Source organism: Streptomyces sp. NBC_01092 (assembly GCF_045039535.1).
Lineage (GTDB): Bacteria > Actinomycetota > Actinomycetes > Streptomycetales > Streptomycetaceae > Streptomyces.
Window position 1 is genome coordinate 9,108,951 of record NZ_CP108659.1, and the last position, 20,850, is coordinate 9,129,800.

At 70.6% G+C, this 20,850-nt stretch carries 17 protein-coding genes and 2 pseudogenes; 10 read left to right on the top strand and 9 right to left on the bottom strand.

The window, feature by feature from the left end:
• Both OG254_RS41250 and OG254_RS41255 read right to left on the bottom strand, forming a co-directional pair.
• Window positions 1-1,884, bottom strand: a complete 1,884-nt coding sequence (locus OG254_RS41250; RefSeq protein WP_405592562.1) for an exo-alpha-sialidase — start codon at window positions 1,882-1,884, stop codon at window positions 1-3.
• 132 nt (window positions 1,885-2,016) lie between these two features.
• A complete protein-coding gene (locus OG254_RS41255) occupies window positions 2,017-2,934 on the bottom strand; it encodes a zinc-binding alcohol dehydrogenase family protein (protein WP_405592564.1) in 918 nt (305 codons plus the stop codon).
• Here OG254_RS41255 and OG254_RS41260 point away from each other — a divergent pair.
• Window positions 2,857-3,248 (top strand): annotated as a pseudogene (locus tag OG254_RS41260) (MarR family winged helix-turn-helix transcriptional regulator). The gene OG254_RS41255 and the pseudogene OG254_RS41260 overlap by 78 nt on opposite strands.
• Before the next feature lie 3 nt (window positions 3,249-3,251).
• On the opposite strand, the gene OG254_RS41265 reads toward OG254_RS41260, so the two are convergent.
• Window positions 3,252-3,971: an SDR family oxidoreductase gene (locus OG254_RS41265; protein ID WP_405592566.1), complete on the bottom strand. Its 720-nt coding sequence runs from the start codon at window positions 3,969-3,971 to the stop codon at window positions 3,252-3,254.
• Between the two features lie 134 nt (window positions 3,972-4,105).
• On the opposite strand from OG254_RS41265, the pseudogene OG254_RS41270 reads away from it, so the two are divergent.
• Window positions 4,106-4,958, top strand: a pseudogene (locus tag OG254_RS41270) (LysR family transcriptional regulator).
• A 70-nt stretch (window positions 4,959-5,028) separates the two neighbouring features.
• On the opposite strand, the gene fdhD reads toward OG254_RS41270, so the two are convergent.
• The 5 genes from fdhD to OG254_RS41295 are packed head-to-tail and all read right to left on the bottom strand — an operon-like array spanning window position 5,029 to window position 11,473.
• Complete coding sequence (gene fdhD, locus OG254_RS41275) at window positions 5,029-5,877, bottom strand: formate dehydrogenase accessory sulfurtransferase FdhD (RefSeq protein WP_405592568.1); 849 nt, start codon at window positions 5,875-5,877, stop codon at window positions 5,029-5,031.
• Between the two features lie 7 nt (window positions 5,878-5,884).
• Window positions 5,885-6,745, bottom strand: coding sequence for a 2Fe-2S iron-sulfur cluster-binding protein (locus tag OG254_RS41280; protein WP_405592570.1), 861 nt, complete (start codon window positions 6,743-6,745; stop codon window positions 5,885-5,887).
• Complete coding sequence (locus OG254_RS41285) at window positions 6,742-8,559, bottom strand: NADH-ubiquinone oxidoreductase-F iron-sulfur binding region domain-containing protein (RefSeq protein ID WP_405592572.1); 1,818 nt, start codon at window positions 8,557-8,559, stop codon at window positions 6,742-6,744. Before OG254_RS41285 ends, OG254_RS41280 begins: the two co-directional genes overlap by 4 nt.
• Window positions 8,560-8,565: 6 nt before the next feature.
• Window positions 8,566-10,491 carry a molybdopterin oxidoreductase family protein gene (locus OG254_RS41290; protein WP_405592574.1) on the bottom strand — a complete coding sequence of 642 codons (1,926 nt, stop codon included), beginning with the start codon at window positions 10,489-10,491 and terminating at the stop codon, window positions 8,566-8,568.
• Window positions 10,492-10,501: 10 nt separating this feature from the next.
• The gene (locus OG254_RS41295; RefSeq protein WP_147995974.1) at window positions 10,502-11,473 is read right to left on the bottom strand and encodes a 2-dehydropantoate 2-reductase; all 972 of its coding nucleotides are present in this window, start codon (window positions 11,471-11,473) and stop codon (window positions 10,502-10,504) included.
• Between the two features lie 257 nt (window positions 11,474-11,730).
• Between OG254_RS41295 and OG254_RS41300 the strand changes: the two genes are divergently transcribed.
• The 4 genes from OG254_RS41300 (at window position 11,731) to OG254_RS41315 (ending at window position 15,083) form a co-directional block, all read left to right on the top strand.
• Complete coding sequence (locus tag OG254_RS41300) at window positions 11,731-13,074, top strand: OFA family MFS transporter (RefSeq protein ID WP_405592576.1); 1,344 nt, start codon at window positions 11,731-11,733, stop codon at window positions 13,072-13,074.
• Complete coding sequence (locus tag OG254_RS41305) at window positions 13,043-13,177, top strand: hypothetical protein (protein ID WP_261989325.1); 135 nt, start codon at window positions 13,043-13,045, stop codon at window positions 13,175-13,177. The genes OG254_RS41300 and OG254_RS41305 overlap by 32 nt, the downstream gene beginning before the upstream one ends.
• A gap of 149 nt (window positions 13,178-13,326) precedes the next feature.
• Complete coding sequence (locus OG254_RS41310) at window positions 13,327-14,265, top strand: beta-ketoacyl-ACP synthase III (protein WP_351192651.1); 939 nt, start codon at window positions 13,327-13,329, stop codon at window positions 14,263-14,265.
• Window positions 14,266-14,405: 140 nt separating this feature from the next.
• Entirely contained in the window at window positions 14,406-15,083 is a 678-nt protein-coding gene (locus OG254_RS41315) for a GntR family transcriptional regulator (RefSeq protein ID WP_405592579.1), read from the top strand.
• Between the two features lie 67 nt (window positions 15,084-15,150).
• Here OG254_RS41315 and OG254_RS41320 read toward each other — a convergent pair whose 3' ends face one another.
• Entirely contained in the window at window positions 15,151-15,651 is a 501-nt protein-coding gene (locus OG254_RS41320) for a DUF4231 domain-containing protein (RefSeq protein ID WP_405592581.1), read from the bottom strand.
• Between the two features lie 301 nt (window positions 15,652-15,952).
• On the opposite strand from OG254_RS41320, the gene OG254_RS41325 reads away from it, so the two are divergent.
• The 4 genes from OG254_RS41325 (at window position 15,953) to OG254_RS41340 (ending at window position 20,838) form a co-directional block, all read left to right on the top strand.
• The gene (locus tag OG254_RS41325) at window positions 15,953-17,134 is read left to right on the top strand and encodes an ROK family transcriptional regulator (protein ID WP_351192702.1); all 1,182 of its coding nucleotides are present in this window, start codon (window positions 15,953-15,955) and stop codon (window positions 17,132-17,134) included.
• A 112-nt stretch (window positions 17,135-17,246) separates the two neighbouring features.
• Window positions 17,247-18,767, top strand: a complete 1,521-nt coding sequence (locus tag OG254_RS41330; RefSeq protein WP_351192644.1) for a sugar ABC transporter ATP-binding protein — start codon at window positions 17,247-17,249, stop codon at window positions 18,765-18,767.
• Entirely contained in the window at window positions 18,764-19,783 is a 1,020-nt protein-coding gene (locus OG254_RS41335) for an ABC transporter permease (protein WP_405592583.1), read from the top strand. Before OG254_RS41330 ends, OG254_RS41335 begins: the two co-directional genes overlap by 4 nt.
• A 17-nt stretch (window positions 19,784-19,800) precedes the next feature.
• A complete protein-coding gene (locus OG254_RS41340) occupies window positions 19,801-20,838 on the top strand; it encodes a substrate-binding domain-containing protein (RefSeq protein WP_405592585.1) in 1,038 nt (345 codons plus the stop codon).
• Window positions 20,839-20,850 lie beyond the last annotated feature (12 nt).

Consider the following 20,850-nt stretch of genomic DNA (forward strand, 5'->3'; position numbering starts at 1 on the left):
TCAGCCCACGTGGTCCATGGGCAACCACAGGACGGTGTCGAGAGTGTTCACCTTCTTGCGGGATGCGGCCTGCGCCGCGGCGGCGGTGAGCTCCTCCTCACCCAGCGCCCGGTTCCACACGTGGACGTCGTCGAGCGTGCCGGTGAGGAAGGCCCGGCTGTCCATGCGCTGGCCGATGTGCACGCCGAACGGCGAGTTCCGGCTGACCGAACCGGGCACGTCCGTGGTGCTGACCGACCTGCCGTCCAGGAACAGCGTCAGCCGTCCGCCGCCGCGCCGCAGGGCGAGATGGTGCCACTGGCCGTCGTTGGCGGCACCGCCGGCCCACACGGACGAGGTGTGCACGGTCCCGAACCCCTCACGCGTGGTGATCAGGGCGCGCACCCGGTCGTTGTCGGGCTCGCCGCGCAGCCAGACCTGCGGCTGGGTGCTGCCGATCCCGCCCATCCACAGGAACGGCTGCTCGCCGCTCGTCGCGGAGTAGCGGAAGAACAGCGACACGGTGAACTCGCCGGAGCCCAGCGGCAGTTGGGAGCGGTACGGCAGCCTTATGGCATCGTCGCGGCCGTCGAACTCCACCCCCTTGCCGAGCACGCCGTCCGTCACCTCGGGGCCGCCCAGGACGGTCGCGCGGGGTGCGCCGATGGCGAGGTCGGCCGTGGTCGGGTCGGGTCCGCGGCGCGGGCCGAGCCAGTCCTCGTTGAAGCGGGCGAAGCGGATCTCGTCCCGCGCGTCGACGGCACCGCCCTCGTACATCAGGCCCACCGTGGACGCGTCGATGTCCACCATGTCGGAGTACCCCGACCAGTCCGTGGTGACGACCTTGCCGCGGTCCGCGCTGTCCCAGGTGTCGCCGCCGTCGTAGGAGCTGCGGATCATCATGGTCCGCCGGCGGTCCGGGTCGCCGGGGGCGGACAGCAGTATCCGGTTGCCCAACTGGACTGTGGCGCCCTGGACTTGGGGCGTGTAGAGGTCCGGAAGGTCGTCGAACGGCCCGGTGAAGGTCTCGCCGCCGTCGCTGCTGAACGTCTGTGAGCGGTGCCCGAGGTCGGTGCCGTCCTGTTCCCGGCCGCTGATGATGATCTTGCCGTCGGTGCGCTCGGTGAGGGTCACCTCGGACGGCTTCTGGCGGAAGGTGCGGTCGGTGGCGGAGATGGGCCAGGAGTCGGTGGCGCCGACCCGCCACTTTTCGCCGCCGTCGTCGCTGATGATGAGCGCGGCGTGGTTGTCGGTGACCCGACTGCCGTCCCAGGTCTCGGTGTTGACGCCGAAGACCAGACGTCCGGCGTGCTTGCCCTTGGTGAGCTGGATGCCGTGCACGGGGCCGGTGGCGTACCAGGAGTTCCAGTCCGCAGGCAGTATTTGGCTGCTCAGATCGCGCGGCTGGGACCAGGTCCGGCCGTCGTCGTCGCTGTACTGGAGATGGGGAGTACGGTCACACGGCACGGAGCAACTGCCGCTGTCGGTGCGCCCCGTGTTGTACGTCTCGGCCAGCAGGATGCGCCCGGTCTCGCGGTCCACGATCGGCGCCGGGTTTCCGTGGGTGTTGCCGTTGCCCTCGTTGACGACCTGGAGCGGTCCCCAGGTGCGCCCGCCGTCGGTCGACCGCTTGAGCACGAGGTCGATGTCGGCGGCGTCGCCGCAGTTGAGCACCCGTCCCTCGGCGAACGCCAGCAGCGTGCCGTCCTTGCTCTTCACGATCGCGGGGATGCGGAAGCAGGCGTACCCGGGATCCTGGGACGCCTTGAACAGAACCTGCTGCTCGAACGACGGGACCGTCTTCGCCGGTTGGGACTCTGCGGGACCTAACGTCGCGGCCGTCGCCGAGAGGGCGACGGCCGCGACGAGGGCAGCTCTAAGACGTGCGCGAACTCTTGACGGCATGGTGCGGCCCGCCCTTCATCGTCTGGTCATGCGTCCAGGCATCTGAACATTCGGACATCCCACGTCCAAAGTGCGCATCACAGACGTTAGTTGGGCTATCGCATACATCACAAGAACCGTGCACGTGTCATGTCACGGATGGAGTACTGCTTTCCCTCGGTTGACCCGCGACTCGATCGCCGCATGCGCCTGAGAGGCATCTTCCAGCGCGAACTCCCCATGCACCACAGGCTTGACGGCCCCCACTTCAAACAGCCTCCACAGCTCTCGCCGCCATCGCTCGTACAACTCGGGCTCACCGCGAGCGATCCGAGCCATCTGGAACCCGATGACGGCCTTGGCGCCGACAAGAAGGTCATATGCCCGAATCGTCCCACCGCCCGAACTGTATGCCACGAGACGCCCACCCGGCGTGAGCGCCGCGAGGGCGGGTCGGAAAATGTCGCCGCCGACGGAGCGCACGAAGTCCGCCTTGGCCGGATCGGGCACCGCGCCCACGACCCGCCCCGCGCCGCGTGCCCGTGCGAGCTGCACGGCGAGATGCCCGACCCCGCTCGCCGCAGCCGTGACCAGCGCGGCCTCTCCCCGCTCGGGCCGGGCGGCCTCCAGCGCGCCGAGCGCGACGAGACCGCTGCGCACCAGGGCGACGGCGTCGACGGCCGTGGCCGTGTCGGGAATCGGCGAGGCCATGGCCTCGCCCAGCAGCGCGTAGTCGGCGTATCCGTGCCCGAAGCGCAGCCCGGTCACCGGTTTGCCGACGCGGAAACGGCCGACTCCGGCGCCCACGGCCACGACCTCGCCCGCGATCTCGCCGCCCAGCGGAACGGGCTCGGCGGCCTCGGTGACCTTGCGGACGACGGGAAGCGTGACGCCGATCGCCTCACAGCGGACGAGCAGCTCGCCGGGGCCCGGCTCCGGGACGGGCGCATGCCCGACGCTCCGCTCCCCGCGATCCGCTCCCTCCCCAGCCGGCTGCTCGGCCGTGCGGCGGCCCGGGGTCGTGCGCTGGTGACCGAGGCACTCGAGGCGCAGGGCATGAAGATGTGGCACCACGTGGTGCTCTCCGCCGTCCGCGACCTGGCTCCCGTCGCCCAGGCGGATCTCGGCCGCGGCGTCCAGCTCGACCCCAAGGACCTGGTGGGGATCCTCAACGGCCTTCAGTCCGCCGGCCTGGTCGTCCGCGAGCCGGACCCCAGGGACCGCCGTAAGAACGCGGTCTCCCTCACGGACGAGGGCGCACGCTGCTGGGGCGCTGCGAGAAGGCGGCCCGCGAGGCCAACGACGCGCTCCTCGCCCCGCTCTCGGCGGCCGAACGCGACCAGTTCATGGACCTGTTGATCCGGATCTCCGGTACGCGCGGCTGAGCCTCAGACCAGCGTTCCGCCGCCGTCCACCACCACGACCGAACCGGTGCTGTAGCCGCCGCGCATCAGGTACAGATAGGCCTCGGCGACATCCTCGGGCGCGCCGACGCGGCCGACGGGCAGCGACGCGGCGGACGAGGTGTACAGGCCCTCGCGCTCCGCCTCCGGCAGTTCCCGCCACAGCTCGGTGCGGACCACGCCAGGGGAGACCACGTTGACGCGGACCGGGGCGAGCTCCAGGGCGAGGGCACGGGTCAGCGACTCCATCGCCCCGCACAGGCTCGCCGCGACGCTCGTGCCCGGCATCGGACGCCGGGCGGCCGTGCCGGTCGTGAGCACCACCGAGCCGCCCGGCCGGATCGACCCGGCGCCGTGCTTGACGGCCGTGTACGCGCCCCACAGCCTCGTGTCCAGGAAGCGCCGGGCCCGGCCCAGGTCCGACTCGGCCAGGCTCTCCATCAGCAGCGACTCACCCGCCGTGAAGACCAGGTGGTCGAAGGCGCCGACCTTTCCGAAGAACGCCCGCACCGCTTCCTCGTCGGTCGCGTCCAGGACGTGTCCCTCCGCGCCCTCGGGCAGTCGCTTCAGCGCGGCGTCCACGCTCTCCTGCCGACGCGAGGCGACAACGACCTCCGCGCCCTCGCCCGCGGCGGCCTGCGCGACCGCCAGTCCGATACCCGCCGTACCGCCGATGACGACGATCCGCTGTCCTCGCAGGCTCATGGGGTGTCCCTTCCGTACTGCTCGACTCGTGACTGCCTTGTGCCGTCCAGCCTGCGGTCGCCCCCGTCCCGGCGTCCAAGACCTCTTTCGGCGGTGGCGATACCCTGAAGGCATCACCGACAAAAGGGGCTGCCATGGACCTCGACCTGCGGAAAGTGCGCTACTTCGTGGCGGTGGCCGAACTGCTGCACTTCGGGCGGGCGGCCGAGCAGCTGCACATCGCCCAGCCGGTGCTGAGCCGTCAGATCCGGGCGCTGGAGAAGGACTTGGGCGCCGAGCTGTTCGTCCGGGACAGCCATGGCGTGACGTTGACTGCGGCAGGCACTCAACTGCTCGACGACGCACGTCAGTTGCTGACCTCGGCCGACGCGACCCGGCGCAGGGTGCGGGGCGCCGCGCAAGGTCCGCGCCGGTTCGTCGTGGGGTTTCGCGCAGGCGTCGTCGTCACACCCGCCGTGCGCGCCTTCGGCGCCGCCCACCCCGACGTCGACGTCATGGCCCGCCGGGTGATGGGGGCACCTCCCGCTCGAGCGTAGCCGAGAGTGGGGGAGGGACGACCAGGAGCGCCTGATCCTGGATGGGACCGTCGACGTCGCGTACCTACGGCACCCGATCCGCGAGCAGGGCCTTCAGCTGCTGCCCCTGTACACCGAGGCCAGGGTGGCGATGCTGCCCGCCGAGCACCGGCTGGCCGGCAAGCAGGAACTCCTGCGCGCCGACCTGGACGGCGAGACCTGGCTGCGCTACATCGATCCCCGGCCGGACGACGTGCCGATCCGCACCATCGAGGAGAAGTTCGAGCGCGTGGCCGCCGGCACCGGCATCACCCTCGTACCGGTCTCGGTCGCCGAGCAGTACTCGCGCCCGGACATCACCTACGTGCCCGTCATCGACGCCGCTCCCGACGAGGTGCTGCTCGCCTGGGACGCCGGCCGCAGGTCCCCGCTGATCGCGCAGTTCGTGGCAGCCGCGCAGGGCCGAGACTGAGGCGGGACCCCTCGGCGCAGGGGGCGCTCCCCGCCGTCGGGGTCCCGCCGCCGTGCCGCGGGGAGCCCGGTCACCCCTGGGCGGCCGCGGTCCGCAGGGCGATGCGGTCCTCGCCCGCGTACACGTTCATGGAGCTGCCCCGCAGGAAGCCCACCAGGGTCAGGCCCGTCTCCGCGGCCAGGTCCACGGCCAGCGACGACGGCGCCGAGACCGCCGCCAGGACCGGGATCCCCGCCATGACCGCCTTCTGCGCCAGCTCGAAGGAGGCCCGGCCCGAGACCAGCAGGATCGTCCGGGACAGCGGCAGGCCGTCGTTCTGCAGGGCGCGGCCGACCAGTTTGTCGACCGCGTTGTGCCGGCCCACGTCCTCCCGGATGTCCAGCAGCTCGCCGTCCTCGGTGAACAGGGCCGCCGCGTGCAGGCCCCCGGTCCGGTCGAAGACCCGTTGGGCCGCGCGCAGCCGGTCGGGGAGGCTCGCGAGCAGTTCGGGTTCGACCCGGACCGGGGGAGTGTCGGCTATCGGCCAGCGGGCCGTCGTACGGACGGCGTCCAGCGACGCCTTGCCGCACAGCCCGCAGGACGACGTCGTGTACACGTTCCGTTCGAGGGTGATGTCGGGGATGGTCACCCCTGGCGAGGTCCGCACGTCCACCACGTTGTACGTGTTCGAGCCGTCCGCCGTGGCACCCGCGCAGTAGACGATGTTCTGCAGGTCGGACCCCTCGGCCAGCACGCCCTCGCTCACCAGGAAACCGGCCGCCAGCGCGAAGTCGTCGCCGGGGGTGCGCATGGTGATCGCGAGCGGCTTGCCGTTGAGGCGGATCTCCAGCGGTTCCTCGGCCACGAGCGTGTCCGGGCGGCTGGAGACCGCCCCGTCCCGGATCCGGATGACCTTGCGTCGTTCCGTGACTCGTCCCATGTGTGCCTCAGTCCCGGTTCTGTACGTGCTGGTAGCCGAAACGGCCCTTGATGCAGAGGTTGCCGTGGGTCACCGGGTTGTCGTGCGGCGAGGTGACCTTCACGATCTCATTGTCCTGCACGTGCAGGGTGAGGTTGCAGCCCACTCCGCAGTACGCGCACACGGTCGTCGTCTCGGACTGCTTCGTCTCGTCCCACGTACCCGCCGCCCGCATGTCGAACTCCGACTTGAACGACAGGGCGCCCGTGGGGCAGACCTCGATGCAGTTGCCGCAGTACACGCATGCCGAGTCGGTCAGCGGGGCGTCGTGTTCCACGGCGATCCGGGCGTCGAACCCCCGCCCGGCGACCGAGATCGCGAAGCTGTTCTGCCACTGGTCCCCGCACGCGTCCACGCACTTGTAGCAGAGGATGCACTTGTCGTAGTCGCGCACATACAGGTCGTTGTCGACCTTCGGCTCCTCGTTCAGCCGGGCCGCGTCCGGGCCGAAGCGGTCCGGCTTGGCCTCGTACTCCTTGATCCACTCGGCGACCCGCGGAGTCGTCGACAAATCGACCGAGGAGGCGAGCAGCTCAAGGACGATCTTGCGGCTGTGCCGGGCGCGCTCGGTGTCGGTGCGGACCTCCATGCCCGGCTCGGCCTTGCGCGAGCAGGCCGGGACCAGGGTCCTGGCCCCCTCGACCTCCACCACACACACGCGGCAGGCGTTCTTCGGCCGCAGCGTGTCCCCCTCGCACAGCGTCGGGATGTCCTTCCCGGCCGCCCGGCAGGCGTCGAGGATCGTCGACCCCTCGGGTGTGCGCACCGGCTCCCCGTCGATCGTGAACTCCAGCAGACGGCGCGGAATCCCCAGCGGTGTCACGGTCATTCGTACGCCCCCAGTCGGTCGATGGCGGATTCCACGGCGTTCCACGCGGTCTGCCCCAGACCGCAGATCGAGGCGTCCCGCATGGCGCGGCCGACCTCTCTGAGCAGGGCGATGTCATCGGCGGCCGCCGCACCCGTCCGCTCGACGATCCGGTGCAGCGCTTCCTCCTGACGTACGGTCCCGACCCGGCACGGCACGCACTGCCCGCACGACTCGTCGCGGAAGAACTCGGCGATCCGCAGCAGCAGCCGCGGCAGCGGGACGGTGTCGTCGAAGGCCATGACGACACCCGAGCCGAGCGTCGTGCCCGCCTCCCGCGTGCCTTCGAACGTGAGCGGGATGCCGAGCTCGTCCGGCCGTACGAAGCCGCCGGCCGCGCCGCCCAGCAGCACCGCCCGCAACCCGTCCCGGACCCCGGCCAGCTCCAGCAGCTCGCCGAGCGTCGCGCCGAACGGCAGCTCGTAGATGCCGGGCCGCTCGACACTCCCGGACACGCAGAACAGCTTCGGCCCGGTCGACCTCGCCGTGCCGATCGCCGCGTACGCCGGTGCGCCCATGGTCAGGATCGGCAGGACGTTGACCAGCGTCTCGACGTTGTTCTCCACCGTCGGCTTGCCGAACAGGCCCTTCTCCACGGGGAACGGCGGCTTCGAGCGCGGTTCGCCCCGGTAGCCCTCGATGGAGTTGAAGAGCGCTGTTTCCTCGCCGCAGATGTACGCCCCCGCGCCCCGCCGGATCTCGATGTCGAAGGCGTAGCCCTGGCCGAGGACGTCGTCGCCGAGGAATCCACGCGCGCGTGCCTGCGCGATGGCGTGCTCCAGGCGCTGCAGGGCGCGCGGATATTCGCCGCGCAGATACAGGTAGCCCTTGTGGGCGCCGGTCGCGTACGCCGCGATCGTCATCGCCTCGACCAGCGCGTACGGGTCGCCCTCCATGAGGACGCGGTCCTTGAAGGTGCCCGGCTCGGATTCGTCGGCGTTGCAGACGAGGTAGTGGGGGTGGTCGGGCTGCGACGCCGTGGCCTGCCATTTGCGGCCGGTGGGGAAGGCGGCGCCGCCACGCCCGACCAGGCCGGAGTCGCCGACCTCGCGGATGACTCCGGCGGGACCGAGCTCGAAGGCCCGGCGCAGTGCGGCGTAGCCGCCGTGGGCGCGGTAGTCGTCCAGCGAGGTCGGGTCGACGACCCCGATGCGCCGCAGCAGGACCAGATCGTCGCTCCCCGCCTGCGGCACTGCCATCGCCGCCGCCGGCTCCTCGGGCGCCGAGTCCGGCGCGCTCGCGGCGAGGACGGCGTCGTGCACGGTCGCCGGCGCCGAGACCGCCGTACGCACCGGATCCCCGGCCTTGATCGCGAGCGCCGCCGGAGCCCGTTCGCACAGGCCGAGGCACGGGCTGCGCTCGACGTGGACGCCGGGGCCGAGGCTCGCCTCGACGCCCGCGCACAGGTCGGCCGCGCCCGCCGCCGCGCAGGCCAGGTCCGTGCAGACGTGGAGCACGGTCGCGGGGCGGGGCTTGACCGAGAACATGGCGTAGAAGGTGGCGACCCCGTACGCCTCCGACGGCGGCACCGTCAGCCGCCGGCACAGGTAGTCGAGGGCGCCCTCGCTGATCCAGCCGATCCGGTCGTTGATCGCGTGCAGCCCCGGCAACAGCAGGTCGCGGCGGTCCCGGGCCGCGCGCCCGCCCCGTGCCCACCGCAGGTCGGCGTCGGAGCGGGCGGCGCCCTCCCAGGAGGACTCCGGCGGGCCCAACAGGGCGTCGACGGCGACCCGTTCGTCGTCCGACGGTTTGCTGTCACCGAAGTGCAGGTCCACTTGACGTCACCTCACGATGGTCGCGACGGGGAGCTTCTCGATCCGGATCGCCGACGCCTTGAACTCCGCCGTCCCCGCGATCGGGCAGTTCGCCTCGATCGTCAGCTGGTTGGTGTCCACCTCGTCGGGAAAGTGCATGGTCATGAAGGCGAGCCCGGGCCGCAGCGCGGGGTCGACCCACACCGGCGCGACGACCGAACCGCGCCGCGAGGACACCTGGACCTCCTCGCCGACGACGACCCCGTACCGCTCGGCGTCCTCCGGGCTGATCTCGACGTACTCGCCGCGCCGCAGCGGGGAGGCGAAACTCCCGCTCTGCACCCCGGTGTTGTACGAGTCGAGCCGTCGCCCGGTGGTGAGCCGGACCGGGTACTCCTCGTCGGTGAGGTCGACCGGCGGATCGTGCTGGACGATTCCGAACGGCGCCGCCATGCCGCGCCTGGCCGGGTCGGTCTCCCACAACCGGCCGTGCAGATAGGTCGGTTCGACCTGCTCGGTGCTCGGGCAGGGCCACTGGATGCCCTGCTCCTCCTCCAGGCGTGCGTACGTCATCCCGTAGTGGTCCGGCGACACCGACCGGAGCTCGTTCCAGACCGCCTCGGCGTCGGCGTACTTCCACTCGTGGCCGAGCCGGGCCGCGAGCTCGCAGATGATGTCGATGTCCTCGCGCGCCTCGCCGGGCGGGGTGACCGCACGCCGCACACGCTGAACTCGCCGCTCGCTGTTGGTCGTTGTGCCGTCGGTCTCGGCCCAGCCGGCGGTGGCCGGGAGGATGACGTCCGCCAACTCCGCCGTCTTCGTCAGGAAGATGTCCTGGACGACGAGGAAGTCCAGCTCCCGCATGCGCCGTACGGCCTGCTCGCTGTCCGCCTCCGACTGCGCCGGGTTCTCGCCGATGCAGTAGACGGCCTTGAGCGTGCCCTCCTCCATGGCCTCGAACATCTCGGTGAGGTTGAGGCCGTAGTGGGGCTGGATCACGGTGTCCCAGGCCGACTCGAACTTCAGCCGGCTGTCGGGGTCGAGGATGTCCTGGAAGCCGGGCAGCCGGTTGGGGATCGCCCCCATGTCGCCGCCGCCCTGCACGTTGTTCTGGCCGCGCAGGGGCTGGAGCCCGCTGCCGTAGCGGCCGACGTGCCCGGTCAGCAGGGACAGGTTGATCAGCGCGCGGACGTTGTCGGTGCCGTTGTGGTGCTCGGTGATACCGAGGGTCCAGCACAGCTGGGCGCGCTCGGCGCGGGCGTAGGCGTGGGCCAACTCCTTGATGGCGGCGGCCGGTACGCCCGTCACCTTCTCGGCCAGCGACAGCGTCCACGGCTCGACGAGTGCCTTGTACTCCTCGAAGCCGCTGGTCGCCCGCGCGATGAACGCCTCGTTCGCGAGGCCCGCGTGGATGATCTCGCGGCCGATCGCGTGCGCCATCGGGATGTCGGTGCCGACGTTGAGCCCCATCCAGCTCTCCGCCCACTCGGCCGTGGAGGTGCGGCGCGGGTCGACCGCGTACATCCGGGCGCCGTTCCTGATCCCCTTCAGCACGTGCTGGAAGAAGATCGGGTGCGCGAAGCGGGCGTTGGAACCCCACATCACGATGACGTCGGTGTGCTCGATCTCCTCGTAGGAGGAGGTGCCGCCGCCCGAGCCGAAGGCCGCCGACAGGCCCGCGACGCTTGGCGCGTGGCAGGTGCGGTTGCAGGAGTCGACGTTGTTGGTGCCCATGACGACCCGGGCGAACTTCTGCGCCACGTAGTTCATCTCGTTCGTGGCCCGGGCGCAGGAGAACATGCCGAACGCGTCCCGGTTACGGGCCAGTCCGGCGGCCGCGCGGTCGAGGGCCTCCTCCCAGCTCGCCGGCCGGAAGGGCTCGTCGCGGGAGTCCCGGACGAGGGGGTGGGTGAGCCGGGTGTAGTTCTTCGGAGTACGGTCCCGTTTCCTCATACGGCGCTCCTCATGCGGCGCTCCTCAGCGCGAGCAGGTCCGAGATGGCGTGCACGGTGCGCAGGGTGGGCACCTCCACGCCGGTGATCTCCGCCAACTCGACGACCGCCGCGAGGAGTACGTCGAGTTCGAGCGGCTTGCCCCGCTCCAGGTCCTGGAGCGTGGAGGTGCGGTGGTCGCCGACCTTCTCGGCGCCCGCGAGCCGGCGCTCGATGGAGACGCCGACCTCGCAGCCGAGGGCCTCGGCGACCGAGAGCGTCTCGGTCATCATGATCTCGATGACCTTGCGGGTGCCGCCGTGCAGACACATCTGCCGCATGGTGGCCCGGGCCAGCGCGCTGATCGGGTTGAAGGAGATGTTGCCGAGCAGCTTGAGCCAGATGTCGTTGCGCAGGTCGGGTTCGACCGGGCACTTGAGGCCGCCGGCGATCATGGCCTCGCCGAGGTCCAGACAGCGCTTGGACACGCTGCGGTCGGGCTCGCCGATGGAGAACCGGGTGCCTTCCAGGTGCCGTACGACACCCGGGCCTTCGAGTTCGGTCGCGGCGTAGACCACGCAGCCGACGGCCCGTTCGGGCGCGAGCACCGCACTGACCGTGCCGTCCGGGTCCACGCTCTCGACGCGGTGGCCGTCGTGGGGGCCGCCATGGCGGTGGAAGTACCACCAGGGGATGCCGTTCTGGGCTGCCACGACGGCCGTGGTGTCGTGCAGAAGAGGCTCGATCAGCGGCCCGCACGCCGCGTACGAGTTGGCCTTCAGACCCAGGAAGACGTAGTCGACCGGGCCGATCTCGGCCGGGTCGTCGGTGGCGTGGGCGCGGGCGGTGAAGTCGCCGCGCGGACTGAGCACCCGCACTCCGTGCTGCCTCATGGCCGCGAGATGCGGTCCACGGGCGATCAGGTGCACGTCGGCACCCGCGCGATGCAGCGCGGCTCCGACGTAGGCGCCGATGGCACCGGCGCCGAGGACTGCAACTTTCACTTCGGAACGCTCCGTTCGGTCGAGGGAGTACCGCGGAGGTGACTGGGAAGCTGTCGGACCGGCCGGAGAGCGGCCGAATCCTGTCGACGGAATATTGTCTACAGTATGGATAGGGGCTCAGCAAGGGGTCGCGCACGCCCTTCGCCACGGGTTTCCGGACGGCGTTCGACCGTTCGTCGCGCCCCGCATACCGCTCACCGCATACAGTCGACGTGCCGCCTTTTCAACGGACTTGCTCATCCCTACCGTTCGGGATCATGAGTCCACCGCTCGCGCCCCCGGGATGGAGCCGCTGGCTGGTTCCGCCCGCCGCTCTCTCGGTTCATCTGTCCATCGGCCAGGCCTACGCCTGGAGCGTGTTCAAGCCCCCGCTCGAATCCGCGCTCGGGCTCAGCGGCACACAGAGTGCGCTCCCGTTCCAGCTCGGCATCGTCATGCTCGGGCTGTCGGCCGCGTTCGGCGGCACGCTGGTGGAGCGCAACGGCCCGCGCTGGGCCATGACCGTCGCCCTGATCTGCTTCTCGTCCGGCTTCCTGCTGAGCGCCCTCGGCGCGGCCACCGAGCAGTACTGGCTGATCGTCTTCGGCTACGGCTTCGTCGGCGGCATCGGCCTGGGCATCGGCTACATCTCGCCGGTCTCCACCCTGATCAAGTGGTTCCCCGACCGGCCCGGCATGGCCACCGGCATCGCGATCATGGGCTTCGGCGGCGGCGCACTCATCGCCTCGCCGTGGTCGGCCCAGATGCTGGAGTCCTTCGGCAGCGACAGCTCCGGGATCGCGCTGGCGTTCCTGGTGCACGGGCTGTCGTACTCCGTCTTCATGCTGCTGGGCGTGCTGCTGGTGCGGGTGCCGCGCACCGAGAAGCCGGTCGGCGACGGGCCCAGCGCCTTCGACGGGCCGCAGGTGTCCGCCCGCAGCGCCGTGCGCACACCGCAGTTCTGGTGTCTGTGGATCGTGCTCTGCATGAACGTGACCGCGGGCATCGGCATCCTGGAGAAGGCCGCGCCGATGATCACGGACTTCTTCGCGAACACCTCCACACCGGTGTCGGTCTCGGCCGCGGCCGGCTTCGTCGCCCTGCTGTCCGCCGCCAACATGGCCGGCCGGATCGGCTGGTCGTCGACCTCCGACCTGATCGGGCGCAAGAACATCTACCGGCTGTACCTGGGCGCGGGCGCGCTGATGTACGGCCTGATCGCGGTGGCCGGCGACTCCTCGAAGCCGCTGTTCATTCTGTGCGCACTCGTGATCCTCTCCTTCTACGGCGGCGGATTCGCGACGATCCCCGCCTATCTGAAGGACCTCTTCGGCACCTACCAGGTCGGCGCCATCCACGGGCGGCTGCTCACCGCCTGGTCCACGGCCGGCGTCCTCGGGCCGCTGATCGTGAACTGGATCGCCGACCGGCAGGAGGAGGCGGGCAAGGACGGCTCGTCCCTGTACACGATGTCCCTGTTCATCATGATCGGGCTGCTGGCCGTCGGGTTCGTCGCCAATGAACTCGTGCGGCCCGTCGACCCGCGCCATCACATCCCCGTCCCGGCACAGAAGGAGAAGGAGGCCGTGGATGTCCAGCGACAGCAGTCAGAGTCCGCCTGACCGCCGGGGGCTCATCGCCTTCGCCTGGGTATGGGTGGGGGCGCCGCTCGCGTACGGGCTCTACGAACTCGTGCAGAAGGCGACGCAGCTGTTCACCGGGTAGCTGTTCGGGAGTTGTTCGGGCGTCCGAGGGTCTGAGGGAAGCTGACAACGCGGGCGCCCGTTTCCTGTGGCATCACGTGCCGTCGTACCGGTGAGTCACTGATCAGACTGGTGAATCCCGCTACCCGAAGTTCGAGGGGATCACCAACGATGAACGGCTCGCGCATCGCCGCAGTCGGGCACTACCAGCCCGCCAGGGTGCTCACCAACGAGGAGCTGGCGGGCATGGTCGACACCAGTGACGAGTGGATCACGTCCCGGGTCGGCATCCGCACGCGACACATCGCCGGGCCCGACGAGCCGGTCGACGAGCTCGCCGCCCACGCCGCCGCCAAGGCGCTCGCGACGGCGGGCCTCGCGCCCGGCGACATCGACCTGGTCCTGGTCGCCACCTCCACCGCCATCGACCGCTCCCCGAACATGGCCGCGCGGGTCGCCGCCCGGCTCGGCATCCCGTCGCCCGCGGCGATGGACGTCAACGTCGTCTGCGCCGGCTTCACCCACGCCCTGGCCACCGCCGACCACGCCGTGCGGGCGGGGGCCGCGGTCCGGGCGCTGGTGATCGGCGCCGACAAGATGTCCGACGTGACCGACTGGAGCGACCGCACGACCTGTGTGCTGGTCGGGGACGGGGCCGGCGCGGCCGTCGTCGAGGCGTCCGAGCAGGCCGGCGTCGGGCCGGTGCTGTGGGGCTCGGTGCCCGAGATGGGGCACGCGGTGCGTATCGAGGGCCAGCCCGCACGGTTCGCGCAGGAGGGGCAGAGCGTCTACCGCTGGGCGACGACGCAGCTGCCGGCCATCGCCCGCCGGGCCTGCGAGCGGGCCGGCCTCGCGCCGGAGGACCTCGCCGGCGTCGTCCTGCACCAGGCCAACCTGCGCATCATCGAGCCCCTCGCCGAGAAGCTCGGCGCGGTCAACGCCGTGGTCGCCCGGGATGTCGCCGAGTCCGGGAACACCTCGGCGGCGAGCATCCCGCTGGCCCTGTCCAAGCTGGTGGAGCAGGGGAGGATCTCCACCGGGGACCCGGTGCTGCTGTTCGGGTTCGGCGGGAACCTGTCGTACGCCGGACAGGTCGTCCGTTGTCCCTGACGCGCGTGTGATGTGACCAACTCCCCGTTTCCCTGGCCTTTGTGCGCCGTAGACTGTAGACGAAAGACAATCAATACTGGCTTTCAGTGACGATCGGCTACGGGATGCAGTCGCCCGGCGTTCGCCCAGGAGGGGAACCGATGTTGTCGACAGGACTGCCGCAGGGTGCGGTGCCCAAGCTCGAACGGCCCGGCCCGCTGCGCGACCGCGTCTACGAGGCGCTGCTCGAACTCATCACGACCCGCGCCCTCCAGCCCGGCCAGCACCTGGTCGAGAGCGAACTGGCAGGTCACCTGGGCGTGTCGCGCCAGCCGGTGCGGGAGGCGCTGCAGCGGCTGAACACCGAGGGCTGGGTGGATCTGCGGCCCGCACAGGGCGCGTTCGTGCACGAGCCGACGGAGGAGGAGGCCGACCAGCTCCTCACCGTCCGCACCCTCCTGGAGGCCGAGGCGGCGCGGCTCGCCGCTGCCCACGCGGACAGCGCCGGCATCAAGGCCCTGGAACAGCTGTGCGCGGAGGGCGAGAAGGCCGTCGCCGCGGACGACGTCGACACCGCCGTCGCCCTCAACGCCCGCTTCCACGCGAAGATCATGGAACTCGCTGGCAACGCGGTCCTCGCCGAGCTCGCCGCCCAGGTCGACCGCCGCGTCCGCTGGTACTACACGCCGGTCGCCCGTCAGCGCGGCCACCAGTCCTGGATCGAACACCGCGCAATGATCGCGGCGATCACCGACCGCGACGAGGCCGGCGCCACCCAGCTGATGCGCGAGCACACGGAGCACACGCGCCGGTCGTATCACGCACGGGGCAACTCCTGACCCGGGCCGAGCTGTCGTAGTCGCCGTGGTGCCCGGGCGCGGTGTTCAGGAGCGCGCCGTTCCACGGTCATGGCAGCGCATTGGTCCCCGTGGGCTCCGTGCGGGGGGCGGCCAGCTGGACCCAGGTGCCCATCTCCCGCTGCTCGATGCGGGTGACGGCGGCGGCGAGTGCCTGGTCGCGGGTCTCGGGGGCGGCGTACTGTTCCGCCCCCGTGCAGTAGAGGCGGCGTTCCGCCTCGACTGCCTCGCGGGCCTGGCTGAAGCGCAGGTAGTCGTCCTGCCAGTGGAAGGTCGAGCGCAGACCGGTGATCACTACGACGATGCCGCCCAGGACCGCGGGGACCTCGGCGTTCCTGGACCACAGGACCGCCGAGACCGGGATCGCGGCCGAGATGATCAGCAGCAGGGTCTCGGAGAGACGGAAGTTGCGGCGCGCTCTGACGGCGGCGCCGTGGTACCAGTCGTACGAGCCGTTCGCCAAGCGCATCGCGTAGCCGGGGCCGGCTTCGGGTGAGCCGCCGGACCGGGGCGTCGTCGTCGGTTCGTCGGTCGAGGATTCCTGAGCCATCCGCGCTCCCCCCAAAGCACCTGCTGTTGGCAGGGAAAGAGTAGCCAACCACAGCCCGTTGCAGGTCTCTTGGCGCAGATCGCCGATCAGCTGGGGTGCCCCCGAACCCGCCCGATGGTGTCGTTCCCCGGAGTCCGGGGCTTGCCTTTGTCCTGTGAGTGGAGAAAGTTGACGGCAATCTGCGCGCAAGTCCTTCCCACTCCCGGCAGCCACTGCTACGTTCCCCTCGAAAGCAGCCGCGGACGTGGCTGAAACCCGGCGCGCTCAGGCCGATTGAGGCGGGGAGGGGCTCGTGAGACGTATGACGGCGCGACCCGCTAACGGTCATCAGGCCAAGTTGCTCAGGCTGCTGCGCGACGGCGGGCCCAACTCCCGGGCCCAGCTCGGCGATCAGATCGACCTCTCGCGGTCCAAGCTGGCCGTGGAGGTGGAGCGCCTGCTGGAGACGGGACTGGTCGTGGCCGACGGACTCGCCGCCTCGCGCGGTGGCCGCCGGTCCCACAACATCCGGCTCAACCCCGACCTGCGCTTCCTCGGCGTCGACATCGGCGCGACCTCGGTCGACGTCGCCGTCACCAACGCCGAGCTGGAGATCCTCGGACACCTCAACCAGCCCATGGACGTACGCGAGGGCCCCGTCGCGGTCTTCGAGCAAGTCCTGTCCATGGCCGCGAAGTTGCGGGCCTCCGGGCTCGCGGAAGGTTTCGACGGCGCCGGCATCGGCGTCCCGGGACCGGTCCGCTTCCCCGAGGGCGTCCCGGTGGCTCCGCCGATCATGCCGGGCTGGGACGGCTTCCCCGTGCGGGAGGCGCTCAGCCAGGAACTCGGCTGCCCGGTCATGGTCGACAACGACGTGAACCTCATGGCGATGGGGGAGCAGCACGCGGGCGTCGCACGCTCCGTGGGCGACTTCCTCTGCGTCAAGATCGGCACCGGCATCGGCTGCGGCATCGTCGCGGGCGGTGACGTCCACCGCGGTGTCACCGGCAGCGCGGGCGACATCGGGCACATCCAGGCCGTGCCCGACGGCCGCCCCTGCGCCTGCGGCAACCGGGGCTGTCTGGAGGCCCACTTCAGCGGGGCGGCCCTCGCCCGGGACGCCGTGGACGCGGCCCAGCAGGGGCTGTCGGAGGAACTCGCCTCGCGGCTGGAGGCGAACGGCACCCTGACCGCCGTGGACGTCGCCGCCGCGGCCGCCGCGGGCGACGCCACCGCACTCGACCTGATCCGCGAGGGCGGCAACCGCGTCGGCCAGGTCATCGCCGGACTCGTCAGCTTCTTCAACCCGGGCCTGGTGGTGATCGGCGGCGGGGTGACCGGCCTCGGCCACAACCTGCTCGCCGCCATCCGCACCCAGGTCTACCGCCAGTCGCTGCCCCTCGCGACCGGCAACCTCCCCATCGTGCTGGGGGAGTTGGGCCCCACCGCCGGAGTCATCGGCGCGGCCCGGCTCATCAGCGACCACCTGTTCTCACCCGCGTAAGCCACCTTCTCCGTACGGCTCACCAGCACCGCACCTCGCACAGCGCTCAGCTTCGCCCTGCTCTGCCTCGCCCCGCCCTGAAACCGGCCCGCACGCCCGCCAAGGGGACCTCATGGCACCAGAACCACCGCTGCTCAGCATGTCCGGCATCACCAAGTCGTTCCCCGGAGTCCGCGCACTCGACGGCGTCGACCTCGACGTCCAGGCCGGTGAAGTGCACTGCCTGCTCGGCCAGAACGGCGCCGGCAAGTCCACCCTCATCAAGGTCCTGGCCGGCGCCCACCAGCCCGACACCGGCATCATCCGCTGGCGCGGCGAGGAGGTCACCCTCCGCTCGCCGATCGCCGCGATGCGCCTCGGCATCGCCACCATCTACCAGGAACTCGACCTGGTCGAGCACCTGTCGGTCGCCGAGAACGTCCACCTCGGCCACGAGCCCACGGCCGCCGGCTTCGTCGTACGGGGAAAGGTCGCGCGCGCCTCAACGGCCCAGCTGCTCAAGCGACTTGGGCACCCGGAGATCGATCCGGCACGCCTGGTGGGGGAGTTGTCGGCGGCTCAGCAGCAGATCGTGTCGATGGCCCGGGCCCTCTCCCACGACGTACGGCTGATCGTGATGGACGAGCCGTCCGCCGCCCTCGACCCGGACGAGGTCGACAACCTCTTCCGTATCGTCGGCGACCTCACCGGAGCCGGAGTCGCCGTCGTCTACATCTCGCACCGCCTGGAGGAGATCCGCCGGATCGGCGACCGGGTGACCGTGCTCAAGGACGGGCGGGCCGTGGCCGGCGGGCTCCCGGCGAAGTCGACGCCGACGCGTGACGTCGTGGCGATGATGACGGGACGCAACGTCGAGTACGTCTTCCCCGAGCGGCCGACGAAGGACACGACCGTCGGGCAGCCGCTGCTGGAGGTCCGGGGCCTTGCCCGGGACGGCGAGTTCGAGCCCCTCGACCTGACCCTGCGGCCCGGAGAGATCGTCGGGCTCGCCGGGCTGGTGGGCTCGGGGCGCTCGGAGATCCTGGAGACGATCTACGGGGCCAGGAAGCCCACCGCTGGTCAAGTCCTCGTGGACGGACGGGCGTTGCGGGCCGGCAGCGTACGGGCCGCCGTGCGCGCGGGGCTCGGGCTCGCCCCCGAGGAGCGCAAGGCGCAGGCCCTGCTGATGCTGGAGTCCGTCACCCGGAATGTGTCGGTGTCGTCCATGTCCCGCTTCTCGCGCGGCGGCTGGATCGACCGGGCCGCCGAACTGGGCGCGGCGCGGGCCGCCACCCGGGAGCTGTCACTGCGGCCCGACAACCCGTCGGTGCCCGTGCGCACCCTCTCCGGCGGCAACCAGCAAAAGGCCGTCCTGGCCCGCTGGCTGCTGCGCGGCTGCCGTGTCCTGCTGCTCGACGAACCCACCCGCGGCGTCGACGTCGGCGCCCGCGCCGAGCTGTACGCCGTGGTCCGGCGACTGGCCGACGAAGGCCTCGCCGTGCTCCTGGTCTCCAGTGAAGTGCCCGAAGTACTGGGCCTCGCCGATCGCGTCCTGGTGCTGCGCGAGGGCCGTGTCGTACACACCGCACCCGCGCGCGAACTCGACGAACACCGTGTCCTCGACCTCGTCATGGAAGGAAGCCCGGCGTCATGACGCAGCATGCCTCCCCGCCCCGGGACAGCACCGGCAAGGTGCCGTCGGCCGGTGCCGCGCCCGCCTGGCGGGGCCTGATGGCCCGCGCCGACGTGCGCACGCTCTCCCTGCTCGGCGTTCTCGCCGCGCTCATCGTCATCGGCGGCATCACCAAGCCGGACGAGTTCCTGGACACCCGCAACCTCCAGCTCGTCCTCACCCAGGCCTCCGTCATCGGCGTCGTCACCGTCGGCATGACCTTCGTCATCGTCTCCGGCGGCATCGACCTCTCCGTCGGTGCGATCGTCGCGCTGGCCTCGGTGTGGGCGACCACGGTCGCGACCCAGGAGTACGGCTTCGCCGGCATCCTCTTCACCGCGGTGATCGTCGGCGTGGGATGCGGGCTGGTCAACGGAGTGCTGATCGCGTACGGCGCCATGGTGCCCTTCATCGCGACGCTCGCCATGCTGGCGTCCGCACGCGGCCTGGCACTCCAGATCACCGACGGCAAGACGCAGATCGTCACCATTCCCTCGGTGCTCGACCTCGGCGAGCGCGACGCATACGTCCTCGGCATCCCGCCCCTGGTCATGGTGTTCGCGGTCGTGACGATCATCGGCTGGCTGATCCTGAACCGGACCACCTTCGGACGGCGCACGGTCGCCGTCGGCGGCAACGCGGAGGCGGCCCGCCTCGCCGGCATCGACGTACGCCGCCAGCGGCTCTACCTCTACCTGCTGTCCGGGCTGTGCTGCGGCATCGCCGCCTTCCTGCTGATCATCCTGTCCGGCTCCGGCCAGAACACCAACGGCAACCTCTACGAACTCGACGCCATCGCCGCCGCGATCATCGGCGGCACGCTGCTCAGCGGGGGCCGCGGCACCATCGTCGGCTCCGTGCTCGGCGTCCTGATCTTCACCACGATCACCAACATCTTCGCCCTGAACAACCTGCAGAGCGACGTCCAGCAGATCGCCAAGGGCGCGATCATCGTCGCCGCCGTGCTGGTCCAGCGCCGTACCGCAAGCACGACCTGAGGAAAGGCTTCACCGCCATGCCAGAGCTCACCAGTCGCAGAGGGCTGCTGTTCGGAACCGCCGCCATAGGTGCCGGTGCCCTCCTCGTAGGTTGCACGAGCAATGAGTCCGACGACGAGCCGGCCGCGAACGACCAGCCGGCCGCCGACGACAAGCCCGGCAAGGAGGTCACGATCGGCTTCGCCGGTCCGCAGGCCGACCACGGCTGGCTCAACGCGATCAACGACAACGCCAAGAGCCGGGCGAAGAAGTACTCCGACGTCACCCTGGAGATCACCGAGGGGTCGAATGACACGGCCGCGCAGATCGGCCAGATCGAGACCCTGATCAACAAGAAGGTCGACGTGCTGGTGGTGCTGCCGGCCGACGGCAAGGCGCTCACCCAGGTCGGTCTGAAGGCGATGCGGGCCGGCATCCCGGTCATCAACCTCGACCGGATCTTCAACACCCCGCAGGCGTACCGCTGCTGGATCGGCGGCGACAACTACGGCATGGGCCTCAACGCCGGGCACTACATCGGCGAGAAGCTCAAGGACAAGTCCGACGCCAAGGTCATCGAGCTCGCGGGCCTGGACAACCTGGAACTGACCAAGCAGCGCACCCAGGGCTTCGACGACGCCCTGAAGAACTACCCCAACATCAAGAAGGTGGCCCGCCAGGCCGCCGAGTTCACGGTCGAGTCAGGCCAGGCCAAGATGGCCCAACTCCTCCAGGCCCAGTCGAAGTTCGACGCCCTGTGGAACCACGACGACGACCAGGGCGTAGGCGCCCTGCGCGCGATCGAGCAGGCCGGGCGCGACGACTTCCTGATGGTCGGCGGCGCGGGCGCGCTGTCCGCGTTCCAGTCGATCAAGCAGGACGACGGCGTCCTCAAGGCCACGGTCCTGTACCCGCCGACCATGGCCGCCTCCGCCATCGACCTGGCCCGTGCGCTGGGCCAGGGCAAGGGCGTCGGCGGCATGGCCGAGTTCGAGATCCCCGCCTCGATCACGCTGTACTCGGCGGTCGTCGACAAGGCCAATGTCGACCAGTACATGCCCACCGGCTTCAAGTGAGGCGCACCCTGC